We start from the raw sequence: 15,109 nt of genomic DNA on the forward strand, positions 1-15,109 counted from the left end.
AAACATTTAAGAAATCATATTTTGAATCATTTTACAATCATCTCAGCTACGTTCTCCCCTATTTGAGGGGCAAGCGCCACGCCCATTCCTGAAAGCCGGACCGCAACGATCTGCCTTTTGGAGATCGCTTTAACAACTGGAGACTTTTCTGCTCCCATTGCCATGATCCCACTCCACCGGTGGGTAACCTCAAATTTCTGACCGGGAAGAACTACTGTTCTTATAAAATTTTCCAGATGATTCTGCAGAATATCTGTAGTTTCCAGTGTTGAGGTTTCTTCGGTTTCGAAATCCAGATTTCTTGCGCCGCCAAGCAAAATGCGGTTTCCTAAGTTTCTGAAATAATAAAACCCTTCATCATAATGGAAAGTGCCTTTGATTTTTAAATTTTCAATGGGTTCTGTAAGCAAAATCTGTCCCCGGGCGGGAACCAAATCAAGATCTTCAACCAGGTTTTTGGTAAAGGCATTGGTGGCGATGATAAGATTTTCAGTACTGATTTCAAAATTTTCAGTCTTGATGAGAACATGGTCTTCATCTTCAGATATTTTTGAAACCTCTGTTCCAAAAAGAAATTCGATCCCTAATTGCTGGCACCGTTCGAGAAGCTTCTGAAGCAGCTTTCCGGAATGCAGACTTCCTTCACAGGGATTTTCGATGAGATATTCTGAGTTTCCAAAACCAAACTCTTTCAGCTTTTTTTGGTTAAGACTGAATGTTTTTTCTAAACCCGTCACCGGTTTCAGATGGTAATTAACCTCATCAATTTTCGCTAAAGGGCTATCATTATTAAGTATTTCGTAACCTCCGCAGAGTTCAAAATCAATCTCATCAGGCGTAAAACAATCCTGAATTTTCTTCAAACCCTGCAACCTCATCTTAACCAGTTCCAGTGTTTTTTCCCAACCCATTTTTTGAGAATCTGCAATAATTTCAGTCAGACTTCCGAAGCATGCAAAGCCGGCATTCCTGGTGGAAGCTCCTATGGGCACGGAACTGCGCTCCACCACCAAAACAGATTTAACAGGAAATTTCTCCTTCACCGAAATGGCGGTCCAAAGTCCGGTGAAACCCGCGCCGATAATAATAAGATCGCGTTTTCGGTAAAAAGTTTCGAGTTCCCAGATACTAGAATCCATAAAATAATTTCTCAGGCTAAAAGTAAATAAAAAATCCGGAAATAAATTTCCGGATTCTGTATTTACCACTTAAACATTTTAAGTTTATGCGTAGATCTGTTTGTAATACTCATCGGCCATCCGGTCGCTGTTGAAGGATTTTTTAACATCTTCCATCGCGTTGTGCTGCACTTTTCTCCATTCATCTGGTCTGTCGTAATACATTGGAAGGATTTCATTTTCCAGAACATTGTACAGGTTTTCGAGATCGAAATTATCCTGATCGTACACGCTTGCATTTTTGTAATCCGCCTGAGGCACTACAAAACCGTTTACACCGTTTTTGGCAAACTCCGGAATCCAGCCGTCATCGGTAGAAAGGTTTATCGATCCGTTCATAGAAGCCGTCATTCCGGAAGTTCCTGACGCTTCACGCGGAACTCTCGGGTTATTCAGCCAAAGATCTGATCCCTGTTTCAATGACTTACTCAGCGCAAGTTCGTAACCGGTAAGCACGGCCATATTCTTGTAATATTTGCTTTCCTCAACAAGGGTATTGAAAGTAGAAATCGCCGAATAATCCATTGGATAAGGTTTCCCTGCCCAGATGATCTGTACGGGATATTTAGGATTATTAAGAAGTCTTTCGAAACGTTCTTTATCGTGAAGAAGCAGGTCTGCTCTCTTGTATCCAGCAAACCTTCTTGCCCACACTATGGTAAAGATATTTGGATCAAATAAATTTCCGGTCTGATCGGCTACGATTTTAAATGTTCGCTTTTTCAGGTGCTTTTTTCTGAAATCAAAGAGCATATTATCATTTTCGTCTTTAGCATCGTACAGCGGTTTATCTGCCCAATATTTAAATTCCTGTGCATTGGTAATGGCTTTGATTTCGCAGATGTTTGAATATTTGCTCCACATTTCGCGGGAAACTACACCATGCAACTGCGAAACTCCATTTGCTACCCGTGCCATTCTCAGGGCACAGAGGGAATGGTTAAAACGGTCATCAGCCACTCCTTCTATAGATTTCACCTCGTTGATGGTGAGTCCTGAGAAGTAAGACATATCGTGACACAGATGAAGATTGTGTTTTTCATTTCCTGCTTCTTCAGGAGTATGGGTAGTGAATACAAGTTTTTCTTTTACTTTTTCTAAATCACCTCCAAATTTTTTCAGTAAATAGAATGCTGCAGGTAGCCCGTGCGCCTCATTCAGATGGTAAACCTCTCTTTCAAGATTCATTACATCGAGTAATTTCGCACCGCCTTTACCCAATAGGATGTACTGAGCCAGTTTTGTAGATTCATTAGCATCGTAAAGTCTGTGGCAGATTGTTTTAGAAATATGATCGTTTTCCGGAACATCGGTAGAAAGGAAAAACATCGGTGCGGTATGGAAGATTTCGGGATCCAGATAATACACCTTTACCCAAACCGGTGCAGAGTGAATTTCAATTTGGAATTTGATGCCTGTATCTTCTAAAAAAGAATACATTTTTCTGGTCCATGTTGGCTGCAAAGTCTGGTCGTGATTTCTGGCCTGGTCGTAATAACCGAATTTCCATAAAATACCGATTCCTACTAAATCCTGCTTCAGGTTATAGGCGCTTCGCATATGGGAGCCTGCTAAAAATCCGAGTCCGCCGGAATATATTTTAAGTGCCTGATCGATGGCAAATTCCATTGAAAAATAGGCTACCTTTTTAGAATACTCGGGGTTGATACTGAAAGGCATTGTAAAATTTTTGAAATCCATAATATCTCTTTTTCATAAAAATTAAGGTGCAAAGGTAAATATTTAAATTCCTGCTGAAAATTATTCAGGTTTAAATTTCCTTTATCCTAATTCTTATCATAGTTCCTTGGATATTACCGGAATCAGGGTGTCGTATCCGTAGAGTATAAATCCTATCGCCGCGATGATTAAACCGGCGATAACAATATAAATTAGTGCGAAAAAATAACTAAGAAATATGGACCAAAGCGACCGCAGAATGACATACTTTGCCCCTCGTTCATTGAAAAGCTGGGTGAGTGAAAAGGTGACCAATCCCCAACATATCAGAAAAAACAGGGCATTGTAGTTACCTGAAAACCGGTTCAGAAAGATAAAAAAAACATACACTGCAAGCGACTGCCCCGCGAGAAAGAGAAATACCACAAGCCATTCAGGATAATTGAGTCTGTATTTTCTAAATCCCAGAAAAAATCCCCAAGCCGCAATTGGCAGCATGAGCAGAACGGTAAACGCAAAATGATTACTCAACCATTCAACGATATGTTTAAAATATAAAACGAGTCCTTCGAAATCAACATAATTGGTAAGTCCTGAAGCCTTCACATCGCCTTTCAGAATTTCGCTGTCGGCAATCTTTTTCTTGGTTTGGTCTTTCAGCAGATACTGAATCAGCGCACATACCGAACCCATGATCAGAACGAGCATTACAGGTTTAAAATGTGGCTGGCGTTTCCCTTCTAAATATTCGCGGATTGTATGTCCCGGTCTGGTAAATAATTCCTTTAAGGTGAAAATAATTCCGCCGTCTACATGAAAGATATTGTGCGGCACCTCATGCAGAAAATAATGAAAGTTCAGGCGGTGGGTATCTGTTCTCTGCCCGCATTCGTGGCAGAATCTCTGATTCAGCAACAGGTGATGATTGCAGTTTCTGCATCGTTTTTCCGGCTTGATCATGGCATTTGTTTTATCAAAATTAAAAAATTCATCCGTCATCCGCCATTAATTTTCTGAATTATTTAACCAAACCCTTTTTCCAATATAAATAAGAACTATAAATCCTGAGGTTTTGAAATATTTCGTAATTTAGATTCCCTTCCCTTTAAAAAAATCTCATGAAAGAAATATTCATCAGACGTTTTCTCTACTACAAAGAGCTTGGCGATAAAACCTTTGTTCAGCTGAATGATGAACAGCTGCGCTGGCAGCCGAATTCCGAAAGCAATTCTATTGCGGTTATTGTAAAACACCTTTCAGGAAACATGATTTCACGTTGGACAAATTTCCTCATTGAAGACGGAGAAAAACCCTGGCGCAACCGGGACACCGAATTCGTCAGTGACATAAAATCCAGAGATCAGATGCTTGAACTTTGGGAAAAAGGATGGGCAGTGCTTTTCGAAGCATTGAATCAAATCACTGAAAATAATATTCATCAAACTGTTTTTATCCGCGGCGAGAAACATACTGTACTGGATGCAGTGTTGAGGCAGCTTGCACACTATCCTTACCATATCGGCCAGATCATTTACGTGGCCAAAATCCTTAAGAACGGAGACTGGCAGAATCTTTCCATCCCAAAATCGAAATCAGCTGAATACAATACAGAAATGCTGAAAAAACAAAATCCTGACGAAATCCCTCAGAATTCATCCCCTGTATGTTTTGCTCAGGACCCCGAAGTACGCGATGAGTTCAAATCCTGAACTTGTGATAAAAGTCAGCGCTGATATAAATCACTTAAGATGCTTATCACATCAATTTTGTGGTACGTAACTTTACACTACAAAAATCTAAGTGATGAAACCTCCATTCGAAGATCCCAGTTTAACGCATGTTCTCGAAGACCTTAAAACAAAAAAAAGGCTGAGTTTTGAAGAAATCTGCGATTTGCTCTTCACATTCCGGTACAGGGATTTCGATGCGGTTTATAATTTGTCCCACAGAGAAATCGGTCACGAAAATGTCATCAGAATTCCGGTTTTTGAAGATGAGCCGCTGGCGGTGATTACCATTTGGGGAGGCGACAGCTGCACGGCGATTCACGATCACGGAAGTTACGACGGCAGAATCAAAATCCTGAAAGGAAGCCTGGGCGTGGTGAATTACCGCGAAAACTCAAACTTCATCGAATTCAATTCCCTGGCTGTTGGCGGCGAAGGCGATGTTTTTACCGAAGAACTCGCAGGAATTCATTCTATCATCAATAATGAAAACGACATCAGCGTAAGTCTGCACCTTTACCGCAGCGACCAATTGAACCTGGAAGGCGTAAGAATATTCGATACAGAACACCGCAAAGTGGCTCACCTGTCGCATCTTGCCCAGTCCTGCGCATGGGATCTACCCGAGAATGCGTACACCAAAATCATTCAGATTTAACAACAGAAAAGTAATTTTTTCATATCTTTTTCATTAGTGAAAGCCACAATCTGTTTTGTGGTTTTTTTCTGTCCCACCTCACCCTACATTGGGTTAAAAAAAATGCTTAAATTTGCAGCTTCATATTATGCAACATTCTACCACCAAAACCGCTGCCTTTCACACTCTTGGCTGCAAATTAAATTTCGCGGAAACCTCTACCATTGCCCGCCAACTCACCGGCGCCGGTTATGAAAAGGTAAGCTTTGACGAAAAGGCTCACGTATACGTAATCAACACCTGCTCGGTAACAGAAAATGCTGACCGCGAATGTAAATTTCATGTGAAACGTGCCATGAAAGCGAATCCTGATGGATTGGTGGTGATTCTGGGATGTTATGCACAGCTGAAACCCGAAGAAATTTCAGCGATTGAAGGCGTAGATCTGGTTTTGGGAGCAAAAGAAAAATTCAATATTCTGAGCTATCTGGATGATCTGCAGAAAACCGAAAATCACGGTTTGATTCACTCCTGTGAAATTGACGAAGCCGATTTCTTCATCGGAAGCTATTCTATCGGTGACAGAACCCGGGCTTTTCTTAAAGTTCAGGACGGCTGCGACTATAAATGTACGTATTGCACCATTCCTTTAGCAAGAGGAATTTCACGTTCAGACACCATCGAAAATGTGGTGAAAAACGCGAGCGAAATTGCCGGAAAAGGAATTAAGGAAATTGTACTGACCGGGGTAAATATTGGTGACTATGGAAAAGGTGAATTCGGTAATAAAAAGCACGAACATACTTTTCTGGACTTGATTTCAGAACTCGATCAGGTGGATGGAATTGAGAGAATCCGTATTTCTTCTATTGAACCGAACCTTCTGAAAGACGAAAGTATCGAGCTGGTTTCTAAAAGCAAAAGATTCGTTCCGCACTTCCACATTCCTTTACAAAGCGGAAGCGACAATCTGCTGAAAATGATGAAAAGACGTTATTTAACAGGATTATACTCCAACAGGATTAATAAAATCCGCGATGTAATGCCGGATTCCTGTGTTGGCGTGGATGTGATTGTGGGATTTCCGGGCGAAACGGAAGAGAAGTTTCTCGAAACCTATAACTTCCTGAACGAACTTCCGATCAGCTATCTACACGTTTTCACCTATTCCGAAAGAGAAAATACGGAAGCTGCTGAAATGCACGGAGCAGTACCGATTCCGGAGCGGAAAAAACGCAATAAAATGCTCAGAATTCTTTCAGAAAAAAAGAAAATGGCTTTCTACCAGAGCCAGATCGGAAAAACCCTGCCTGTGCTTTGGGAACACGAAGACAAAGACGGAATCATGTACGGATTTACTGAAAATTATGTACGCGTTCAGAAACCTTATGACGCGCAGTCCGTTAATCAGATTGAGAATTTAAAACTCAATAAGATTGAGGCCGACGGTACGGTATCTGTAGTTCCTGCTTTCGAGGAATTTCTTGCGAAAATCTAATCCTGCACCGGCTGCACATCTCCTGTCGGAAGTGTTTCGAAGAGATTGGGGAATACAGTAAGCAGTATAAAATAGAATACAATCAGCAGCACGATGACCGCGACAGACACTATAATCAGGGTTGCCGGTTTATTTCTTTTTGAGGTTTCCATAACGATTTATTTAATTGTTTCTGGAAAAGCCATTTTTATGCCATCAGAAATCATCAGTGATGATAAACATCGTCATACTGCACTCCTGCTTCAATTCTTACCGGTAAAAAATTCTCCTCAGGCACGATCGGGCAGCTGTAGTCATACGCGTTGTAAGCGCAGTAAGGCTGATAAGACTGGTTGAAATCGATGATGATTTCGTTACCATCAGGAATTCTTAAATCAATGTATTTACCGCCACCGTAGGTCTCCTTGCCATTCGTCTCATCGCGGAACGGCAGGAAAAGATAATCTTCATAGCCCGCGGTGTGAATTAAATTCAGACTTTGGTATACGGTAAGGATATAAGTTGAGCCATCTATGGTAAAGGTCGTTTTACCAAACTCGCGGTACGGCTGCGTGTTCCCCGAAGAAGTTGGAATTTCGAAGGCAACGGCGTTTTCGGTTTTCGTAAACTGCGCTTTAATCCTGTACTTTAAATCAATTGGAAAAAACGGATGTTTCCTGAATTGGGTGTAGTTGTCGCCCCTGAGCGGAGTCTCCTTTTTATTCGTGTACCCGTCATTGAGTTCCTTTTGGAACTTTTTTATTTCTGAAATCTGTTTCTTCTCGGTCTGGGAAAAAGCGAAGGCTGAAATAAGGATCAGGATTAAAGTAATTTTCTTCATGAAGAGCTGTATTTTTTTAACGTGGTTTTTAATTTGTTCAGGATAATTTCACCCGGTAAACATCGGTACCGTTTCTTTTGATGTTTTTCACCAGAAAACCTCCTTCTTCGGGAATTTCCTCTCTCAGGTCGAAGCTGGTGCAGTCTTTCGGTAACCCCGAAAAAACTAAAGTAAACCAGTAATCCTGCATAGGCGGAACCGCAGTCCAGTAAGGGAAAATCGAGATATTCTCATGATGGATGAGGCTGCTTTTATGTTTCAAACGTTCATCAACCAGAAAAGTCGACCGCCAGATACGGATCAGACTTCCGTCATAAAACGTTGCGGGAAAACAGCAGTGCACAATCACCTGTTTTTCCTCCTGTATTTCGGTTTGCAGTGCTTCCAGTATTTCCTGGCAGATTTCGGGTTTGGTAATAGTAGGCATTGCTGAGGTAGATAATTAAAGAACAAGGTTTTTAATGAACTGTACCGATTAATAATCCAGCTCCAGTTTTTCTTTGGTATAATTGCGGATCTGTTCGGTGAGCTCAGGGTTTTCAGAAAGATCCTGTCCGTAAGACGGGATGATTTCGAGGAGTTTCTTTTTCCATTCATTCTGAAGCTTGTCGGGGAAACATTTTTCCAACACCTGAATCATGGCATACGCTGCGGTAGAAGCTCCCGGAGAAGCACCGAGCAATGACGCGATAGTCCCGTTGGCATTCACCACCACTTCAGTCCCGAATTCCAGTTTACCGCCAAGTTCTTCATCTTTTTTAATGATCTGCACTCTTTGTCCGGCCACTTTCAGTTCCCAGTCCTTTTCATCGGCGTCTTTAATAAATTCCCTTAAATGCTGTACGCGCTGTGCTTTGGTCATTGCGACCTGTCTTACGAGATATTGAGTCAGCGGAAGATTGTGCCACCACGCGCCAAACAGCGAGCGGATATTGCTGAAGTTGATGCTTTCCGGCAGATCAAGATAACTGCCTTCTTTCAGAAATTTGGTAGAAAAGCCTGCAAACGGGCCGAAGAGCAGCGCTTTTTTGCCGTCGATAATTCTCAGGTCAAGATGCGGCACACTCATGGGCGGAGCATCAACGGAGGCTAAAGTATAAACTTTTGCATGATGTTTTTCGATAAGGTCGGGATTGTGGGATACGAGCCATTCGCCGGACACCGGAAAACCTCCGTAGCCTTCACTTTCGGGGATATCAGAACTGTCGAGAAGCGGCAAAGCATAACCTCCGGCTCCAATGAAGACGAAATCTGCTACCACCTGCTGGTTATGCTGATGAAGCCGGTCACGGATGTCCACCGCCCATTTTCCGTCATCGCGGAGGTCCAGATCTTTGGCTTCATGATAAAGAAAGACATCTACATTGGAATCATCAGCGAGGAAACGTCCCATTTTTCTGGTAAGTGTTCCGAAATTTACATCGGTTCCCATGTCCATTTTTGTAGCTGCCAGGGTTTCATGTTCCTTCCGTTTCTGCATGACGAGCGGAATCCATTCATTCAGCGTCGCGTGGTCGGTCGTAAATTCCATCCCGCGGAAAAGGTGCGACTGCATCATGGCTTCGTGGCGTTTCTTCAGATATTCCACATCCGCAGGCCCGAAAACCAGACTCATGTGAGGACAGGAGGTGATGAACTGCTTCGGACTCTGTATATATTCTTTCTTCACCAGATAGGCCCAGAACTGCTTGGAGATTTCAAACTGCTCAGCGATATTTTCTGCCTTAGAGATATCGATGTTGCCGTCTTCATTTACAGGAGTATAATTCAGTTCGCAGAATGCAGAATGACCGGTGCCGGCGTTGTTCCAGGCTGCAGAACTCTCCTGCGCAAATCTGCCCAGTCTTTCGAAAATTGCAATCTTCAGGCCGGGCTCAAACTCGTGAAGCAGCGTGGCCAGCGTAGCACTCATAATTCCGCCTCCGATTAATACCACATCGTATTTCGGGCTCGGCGTTTTTTTGATCAGAGAGTCGGGCATAAATAAGTATTAGTTTATTAAGGGTGGGCGTCTAATTACGCTAAGTCTGCTGCCACAGGAACTACATAAAGATAGACCGAAATAAAATGGCAGAAGGTTCCCATCAGAACAAAAATATGAAAAATCGCGTGATTGAGTTTAATCTTTTCGATACTGTAGAGAACAGCGCCGACCGTGTAGGCCAATCCTCCGGAAATAAGCCAGACAAGCCCGTTATAATCAAGATTCTGAACCAAAGACCGGAAGCTGAAAATGATGATCCAGCCCATCGCGACATACAGCAAAGTCGAAAGAATTTTAAATTTACCGGTGAGGAAGATCTTAAAAATGATGCCGACAAGGGCAATCAGCCAAACGACCGAAAAGATAACCCATCCTTCCGTTCCGTTGAGGGTAACCAGAACAAATGGGGTATATGTTCCGGCAATCAGCACGTAAATTGCGGAATGATCGAAGATTTTGAGCCGGTACCGGACTTCAGGATCTTTTGACCGGTGATACAACGTGGAAGCCATATAGAGGATCACCATGCTCACGCCGAATACGGGAAAACTGATGGCTACCCAAGTGTCCTTTAAATCAACTGCCCTCAGAATAAGCAGCACCAGAGCGGCAATACTTAGAACAAAACCAAGGAAATGCGACCAGACATTGAGTTTCTCTTCCAGTTCTGAATAGGTTTGAACCTCATATTGTTTCTCTGGTTTCATTCGATCAGTTCAGTTTTGCAGTAAGTTTCTGGAACTGTTTCTCTGCATTTTTCTCTTCGTAAAGAATCGCGTAAATGGTATCGATGATCGGCGTATTCATTTTTTTCTCTTTCGAGGTTTTATAAATGGAATCTGCGGCATAATACCCTTCTGCGATCATGTTCATCGACTGTATGGCAGATTTCACGGTATAGCCCTTTCCGATGAGGTTCCCGAGACTTCTGTTTCTGGAGAACAGTGAATAAGCGGTCACCAGTAAATCGCCCAGATAAGCGCTTTCATTCACATCGCGCGGCATTTCATGAATTCCTTCAAGGAATACTTCCATTTCACGGATGGCATTCGACACGAAAACCGCCGTAAAGTTATCACCGTATCCGAGACCGCTTGCAATACCGGCTCCTACGGCATAAATATTCTTCAGAATGGCACTGTATTCATTCCCCAGAATATCGCAGCTACAGTTCACTTTTATAAAATGCGAGGCAAACTTATCCCTTAAAAGTTCAGTATTTTCTTCCACCGTTGCAATGGTGAGGTAAGAAAGTCTTTCCATCGCCACCTCTTCTGCGTGACAGGGTCCTGCTATTACTGCCTGACTGCGGAAGCCTATCTTGAATTCGTCGCGGAGGTAATGAGCAACCACATCGTTTACTTTAGGTACAATCCCTTTGATGGCTGAAACGAAAATCTTTCCGCTGTAATCACAGGTCATTTTATCCAGCGCATCTGAAAGGTAAATGGAAGGTGTCGCGAGGACTACAATATCACAGGCGGAAACCAGTTCGTTAATATCCGTGGTGAGTTTCAGGCCTTTGACATCGAACCGCACCGCGGTAAGGTAATTGGGGTTATGGTGACGGAGCTCTATGGCACCCTTTACAAATTCGTTTCTTACGCACCAGTGCACGGTTTTACAGTTTTCGGTGAGCATCTTTACAATGGCGGTCGCAAAACTGCCGCTGCCAACTACGCCTACCACCTGTCCCGGTTTCTGATCTTTTTTAGCCATAATGTATACTTGACGTACAAAGATACGAAAGTGTAGAAGTAAAAAAAGGATTTGGCAGGGAAATACGTCTCAGGCTGATATTTATCAAAAGATTAACAGATTATGTGAAATTTTTAATAAAGGTATGTCGTTGAGACCTTTAGAAACTATTTATTATTTTTTATTATTTTTGCATCCGAAAAATTAAGAATTAAAGTCCCCCAACGCTAACGAATGAAAAATTTTTTAAGCAACAAAAAGAAAGTAAACGTGCTTTTCGGAACATTTTTACTGATCATTTTTGGACAGGCGCTGTTTATCGGTAAGCTCTATTCAGAGAAAAACGATAAATCCTATGAAGTGAATCTGGTAAAGATCAATACGCAGAAAGACAGTGTTGATTATCTGGAAATGAAAAACAATCTTACACTGGTAGACTATACGGTAAGGGAACTCAACTCCTTTCTGGCAGCCAAAAACATCAGCGACGGTAAAATTGCAACCCTTGCTCAGGACAGCATTTCGAACGCCGTGTATCTTGCCAAGCAGACCAACCGCTACAGCCAGTATCTGATGGATCTGCAAAACAAACTGCAGCAGGTTCCTCTGGGCCACCCGACTGACGGATATATTTCCTCAAATTTCGGCAAAAGAATTAATCCCATTCCGGTGAGAAATATCCTGATGGCCTCTGTAAAACCCGTAAAAGTTGAAGTGCCGGCAACCCCACATTACGTTGAAGAAAAAGACAGCTTAGGAAATATTGTAAAAAGAACACTCGTAAATCCCGTAGCCAAAACCCCCACCGCAACCACAGACCATCCGGATGCTGAAGAGAAGCAGATCCAGTTTCATAAAGGGATGGATTATGCGGTAGCCTACGGTACCGAAGTGCGTGCGGCGGCTAAAGGAACGGTGATCTTCGCAGGCGAGAAAGGCGGCTACGGAAACTGTGTGATCCTTTCTCACGGTAACGGACTGGCGACGCTGTACGGGCATCTTTCCACCATCAGTGTGAAGGCCAACCAAACGGTAGAAGTGAATCAGGTGATTGCCAAATCAGGCAACTCCGGACGTTCTACGGGCCCTCATCTTCATTACGAAGTTCATAAGAACAACACCCCGGTGAATCCTAAACTGTTTATCAATTTATAACAGGTTCCCAAAGATATCAACGCTCCTTACGGAGCGTTTTTTGTTTCCGGCTCAACGTTTTAAGTCCGCACAAAGTGACTGCACCGTTAAAAAAAACTTATATTCGTGAGATAAAAACTATCCCATGAGAAAATTTATTGTCCTTATTTCCGCCGCAGTTCTATTACAGTCGTGTGTGGTTTCCACCGCGGCAAAAGTGGTAAAAGGAGTTGCCACCGTAGGCTATAAAGCCGTGAAAGGCACCGTGAAAGGCATCAGCTGGACGGTAAGCAAAGCAAAGGGCAAAATCGATAAAGACCGGCTGAACGGCACCTGGAAAGTGGTGGGAATCTACAAAGGTCCGTTCAGCGATTACGAAACCCGGCAGAACCCCGAAACTTCCTTTGAAACCCAATGTGAAAACGGTTTCGAGCAGATTGAATTCAATTCACGCAAAAGTAAATTCAAGCCTGTACACTGCAGTTCAGACAAGGAAGACTGGACCAAATACGATCTCGAATTCGGGAAAAACCCGTCGAATGGCGAGCGGGAGAATTATATCGAATACAATTCACGCAACTATATTTCGGTGATTGATGTCAGCAGTAAAAATCTTATCCTTGAAGGAAATCTCACCATGGCGGGCACCCGGCTTTACCTGCTTGAAAAAGTGAAATAGCCCATTCAGCATTACTTTATTTAAAGCCTCTGGAATCTTTAATTACGGCGCTCCACATTGTGGGGCGCTTTTGTACTGGCTACCTTGAGAGACACAAGGCTTTTGTCTCCTTTGCGGTAATCCAATACCGATAAAGACAGGGCGTCCCTACAAGTTCTGCCCTTTTTTGGAAACTTACCGGCGGGTTTTTGCTGCTTTTGCGGTACACTTTTTTGCGCCGCCTGCGCATTGTATGCTTTACGGTTTTCCTCTTTGCGGGATTCCGCGAAATGATTATCTTTAGGAACTTACATCTAAAAACTATTTATGTCTTTAACATTTTTACTTCTTGTCCTCATCGCCCTTGTGGTGACCATCGGAATCATTACCAAAAAACTCGATATCCTCACCTATTCACCGCCGGATAAAAACGGCAGACAGATACCCAACGGCGTGAAATGGAAACCCGTCACCTTTATCCTGCTGGCAGCACTCGCGGCACTCATACAGCCCATGAATTACGACGTGATCAGCGTGGGACACAAAGGCCTGCTCATCAACTTACTCGGCGACCGGAGAGGCGTTTCCGATACGGAGGAAGTTTCGGGAGTCGTATTCTATAACAAATACACCCAGGAGATCCAGGAAATCCCACTCGACCAGAGACATATCGAATATCCTGAATCCATTATCGTGGCCAAAGGCGGGTTCCCCTGCCCGATCAAGCCTTCGTTCAACTATTCGGTGAAGGAATCAACGGCGTCGGATATGTTTACCAACCTGAGGTCTACCTATAAAAAAGGCGGACTGGAAGCCATTCAGGACGGGTGGCTGAACAACGCCATCATCGGGGCCATCAATGATGTGGCGAACCGGCATTCGATTGATTACCTGTTCAACAACCGGGAAACCTATGAAGCGGAAATTCTGTCGGAAGTCAATAAAAGGATCGGAAAATGGTTTCTGGTTTCCCAGCTGAAAACCAATATCCAGCCCCCGAAAGCCATCCGCCAGTCGATTGAAGACAAGGCGACCGCCGATGCTGATGCGATTAAGGCGGAAGCTCAGGCCCGTGTGGCGCAGGCGGATGCACAGCGGAAAATCCAGCTTGCAAAAGGAGATTCTGCTTCTATTGTGATCCGGGCGCAGGCCGATGCCAAGGCGATCAGCCTGAAGCAGCAGGAAATTACGCCTACTTATGTGGAATACCAACGCGTACTGAAATGGGACGGCGTAATGCCGACGACTACGCTGGGAAGCGGTAGTGGAACGCTGCTGAATTTGGGGAAATAATGGAAAAAGAAACAAATATAAGACTGGGAAAAGTTGATAGTTTAATAAAAATATTACCCCAGGTATGGAGTTTTTTAAAGGATAATGTAACGGTATTAAGTATAATTATTACATTAGTAGGTGCTTTAAATCAAGTATCTACTTTACTTTGGTTGAATCCCTCCTTAGTTAACTTTTATTCCCCTGGTCAAGGGCTTTTAGATGGGGTTTTATATTTGGTGTTTTTTCTTACAGTATCGTTAGTTTACTATTGGTTTATAATTATCTTTAATTTTTTACGACGAAAGGCAAATATAGACACTAAAATCACCTTCTTTATAGTAACGTACACACTGCTTTGGCTAATTACCACTGTACTACTTAAATGGAATATACCTGTTCTCAATCTGCTGCTCTTATTACCGGCGGCAATACTACCTGTAATTTTTAGTACGGGAAATCGTTCTGAAATATCAGAAGATGATGAGAGTGAAAAAACAACAGCATTAGAAATTCATCGATTTCTTTTTTATGTTGCTATATTTCATGTTATAACAACTTTTATCTCATTTAACGCATTGTCAACAAGAATAAAAATACACTCATTTGACAAAGTCAGTAATTATAATCTAATAGAAAACACAATGAATATAAATGCTGGCAGTAAATATGAAGTTATATATATCAATAATCTCTACCTTTTCTTACAAGATACAAAAACAAAGCGATATGTTGTAGTCAAAAACGTAGAAAACCTGGATGAAATAACAAAACTTCAAAATGAAGTACAGCAAAATAATATAAGGTGAAAATAAATTTTTAC

The 15,109-nt window shown here is 42.6% G+C and carries 16 protein-coding genes; 7 read left to right on the forward strand and 9 right to left on the reverse strand.

Annotated elements, in window-relative coordinates:
- Nucleotides 1-26: 26 nt before the first annotated feature.
- The 3 genes from KTV93_RS02465 to KTV93_RS02475 all read right to left on the reverse strand — a co-directional run bounded on the left by KTV93_RS02465 (nucleotide 27) and on the right by KTV93_RS02475 (nucleotide 3,857).
- Nucleotides 27-1,139, reverse strand: coding sequence for an NAD(P)/FAD-dependent oxidoreductase (locus KTV93_RS02465; protein WP_218249750.1), 1,113 nt, complete (start codon nucleotides 1,137-1,139; stop codon nucleotides 27-29).
- 84 nt (nucleotides 1,140-1,223) lie between these two features.
- Nucleotides 1,224-2,879 carry an alpha-glucan family phosphorylase gene (glgP, locus tag KTV93_RS02470; protein ID WP_218249751.1) on the reverse strand — a complete coding sequence of 552 codons (1,656 nt, stop codon included), beginning with the start codon at nucleotides 2,877-2,879 and terminating at the stop codon, nucleotides 1,224-1,226.
- Between the two features lie 96 nt (nucleotides 2,880-2,975).
- Nucleotides 2,976-3,857 (reverse strand): DUF3667 domain-containing protein, encoded by an 882-nt coding sequence (locus KTV93_RS02475; RefSeq protein WP_218249752.1) that lies wholly within the window; start codon nucleotides 3,855-3,857, stop codon nucleotides 2,976-2,978.
- Nucleotides 3,858-3,976: 119 nt separating this feature from the next.
- Here KTV93_RS02475 and KTV93_RS02480 point away from each other — a divergent pair, with 119 nt between their 5' ends.
- From KTV93_RS02480 to mtaB, 3 genes are all read left to right on the forward strand, one after another.
- Nucleotides 3,977-4,567, forward strand: a complete 591-nt coding sequence (locus KTV93_RS02480; protein WP_218249753.1) for a DUF1572 family protein — start codon at nucleotides 3,977-3,979, stop codon at nucleotides 4,565-4,567.
- A 94-nt stretch (nucleotides 4,568-4,661) separates the two neighbouring features.
- Nucleotides 4,662-5,243, forward strand: a complete 582-nt coding sequence (locus KTV93_RS02485; RefSeq protein ID WP_218249754.1) for a cysteine dioxygenase — start codon at nucleotides 4,662-4,664, stop codon at nucleotides 5,241-5,243.
- A gap of 127 nt (nucleotides 5,244-5,370) precedes the next feature.
- Complete coding sequence (mtaB, locus tag KTV93_RS02490) at nucleotides 5,371-6,720, forward strand: tRNA (N(6)-L-threonylcarbamoyladenosine(37)-C(2))-methylthiotransferase MtaB (RefSeq protein WP_218249755.1); 1,350 nt, start codon at nucleotides 5,371-5,373, stop codon at nucleotides 6,718-6,720.
- Here the strand turns inward: mtaB and KTV93_RS02495 are convergent.
- Genes KTV93_RS02495 through KTV93_RS02520 form a run of 6 tightly spaced genes read right to left on the reverse strand, consistent with a single transcriptional unit; the run spans nucleotide 6,717 to nucleotide 11,243 of the window.
- A complete protein-coding gene (locus KTV93_RS02495; RefSeq protein WP_218249756.1) occupies nucleotides 6,717-6,872 on the reverse strand; it encodes a hypothetical protein in 156 nt (51 codons plus the stop codon). The genes mtaB and KTV93_RS02495 overlap by 4 nt on opposite strands.
- A gap of 53 nt (nucleotides 6,873-6,925) precedes the next feature.
- Entirely contained in the window at nucleotides 6,926-7,540 is a 615-nt protein-coding gene (locus KTV93_RS02500; RefSeq protein WP_218249757.1) for a DUF1684 domain-containing protein, read from the reverse strand.
- A 37-nt stretch (nucleotides 7,541-7,577) separates the two neighbouring features.
- Nucleotides 7,578-7,967, reverse strand: a complete 390-nt coding sequence (locus tag KTV93_RS02505) for a hypothetical protein (RefSeq protein ID WP_218249758.1) — start codon at nucleotides 7,965-7,967, stop codon at nucleotides 7,578-7,580.
- A gap of 48 nt (nucleotides 7,968-8,015) precedes the next feature.
- Entirely contained in the window at nucleotides 8,016-9,521 is a 1,506-nt protein-coding gene (gene mqo / locus KTV93_RS02510; RefSeq protein ID WP_218249759.1) for a malate dehydrogenase (quinone), read from the reverse strand.
- 35 nt (nucleotides 9,522-9,556) lie between these two features.
- Nucleotides 9,557-10,231 carry a PAQR family membrane homeostasis protein TrhA gene (gene trhA, locus KTV93_RS02515; RefSeq protein ID WP_218249760.1) on the reverse strand — a complete coding sequence of 225 codons (675 nt, stop codon included), beginning with the start codon at nucleotides 10,229-10,231 and terminating at the stop codon, nucleotides 9,557-9,559.
- A gap of 4 nt (nucleotides 10,232-10,235) precedes the next feature.
- On the reverse strand, nucleotides 10,236-11,243 hold the full coding sequence (locus KTV93_RS02520) for an NAD(P)H-dependent glycerol-3-phosphate dehydrogenase (RefSeq protein ID WP_218249761.1): 1,008 nt from the start codon (nucleotides 11,241-11,243) through the stop codon (nucleotides 10,236-10,238).
- A 213-nt stretch (nucleotides 11,244-11,456) separates the two neighbouring features.
- On the opposite strand from KTV93_RS02520, the gene KTV93_RS02525 reads away from it, so the two are divergent.
- The 4 genes from KTV93_RS02525 to KTV93_RS02540 all read left to right on the forward strand — a co-directional run bounded on the left by KTV93_RS02525 (nucleotide 11,457) and on the right by KTV93_RS02540 (nucleotide 15,095).
- Nucleotides 11,457-12,377, forward strand: a complete 921-nt coding sequence (locus KTV93_RS02525) for a M23 family metallopeptidase (protein WP_218249762.1) — start codon at nucleotides 11,457-11,459, stop codon at nucleotides 12,375-12,377.
- A gap of 124 nt (nucleotides 12,378-12,501) precedes the next feature.
- Nucleotides 12,502-13,035, forward strand: a complete 534-nt coding sequence (locus KTV93_RS02530; RefSeq protein WP_218249763.1) for a hypothetical protein — start codon at nucleotides 12,502-12,504, stop codon at nucleotides 13,033-13,035.
- Between the two features lie 306 nt (nucleotides 13,036-13,341).
- A complete protein-coding gene (locus tag KTV93_RS02535) occupies nucleotides 13,342-14,307 on the forward strand; it encodes an SPFH domain-containing protein (protein WP_218249764.1) in 966 nt (321 codons plus the stop codon).
- Nucleotides 14,307-15,095 (forward strand): hypothetical protein, encoded by a 789-nt coding sequence (locus KTV93_RS02540; protein WP_218249765.1) that lies wholly within the window; start codon nucleotides 14,307-14,309, stop codon nucleotides 15,093-15,095. The genes KTV93_RS02535 and KTV93_RS02540 overlap by 1 nt, the downstream gene beginning before the upstream one ends.
- The last annotated feature ends 14 nt before the right edge of the window (nucleotides 15,096-15,109 follow it).

The sequence above is a fragment of the Kaistella faecalis genome, assembly GCF_019195395.1.
GTDB lineage: Bacteria > Bacteroidota > Bacteroidia > Flavobacteriales > Weeksellaceae > Kaistella > Kaistella faecalis.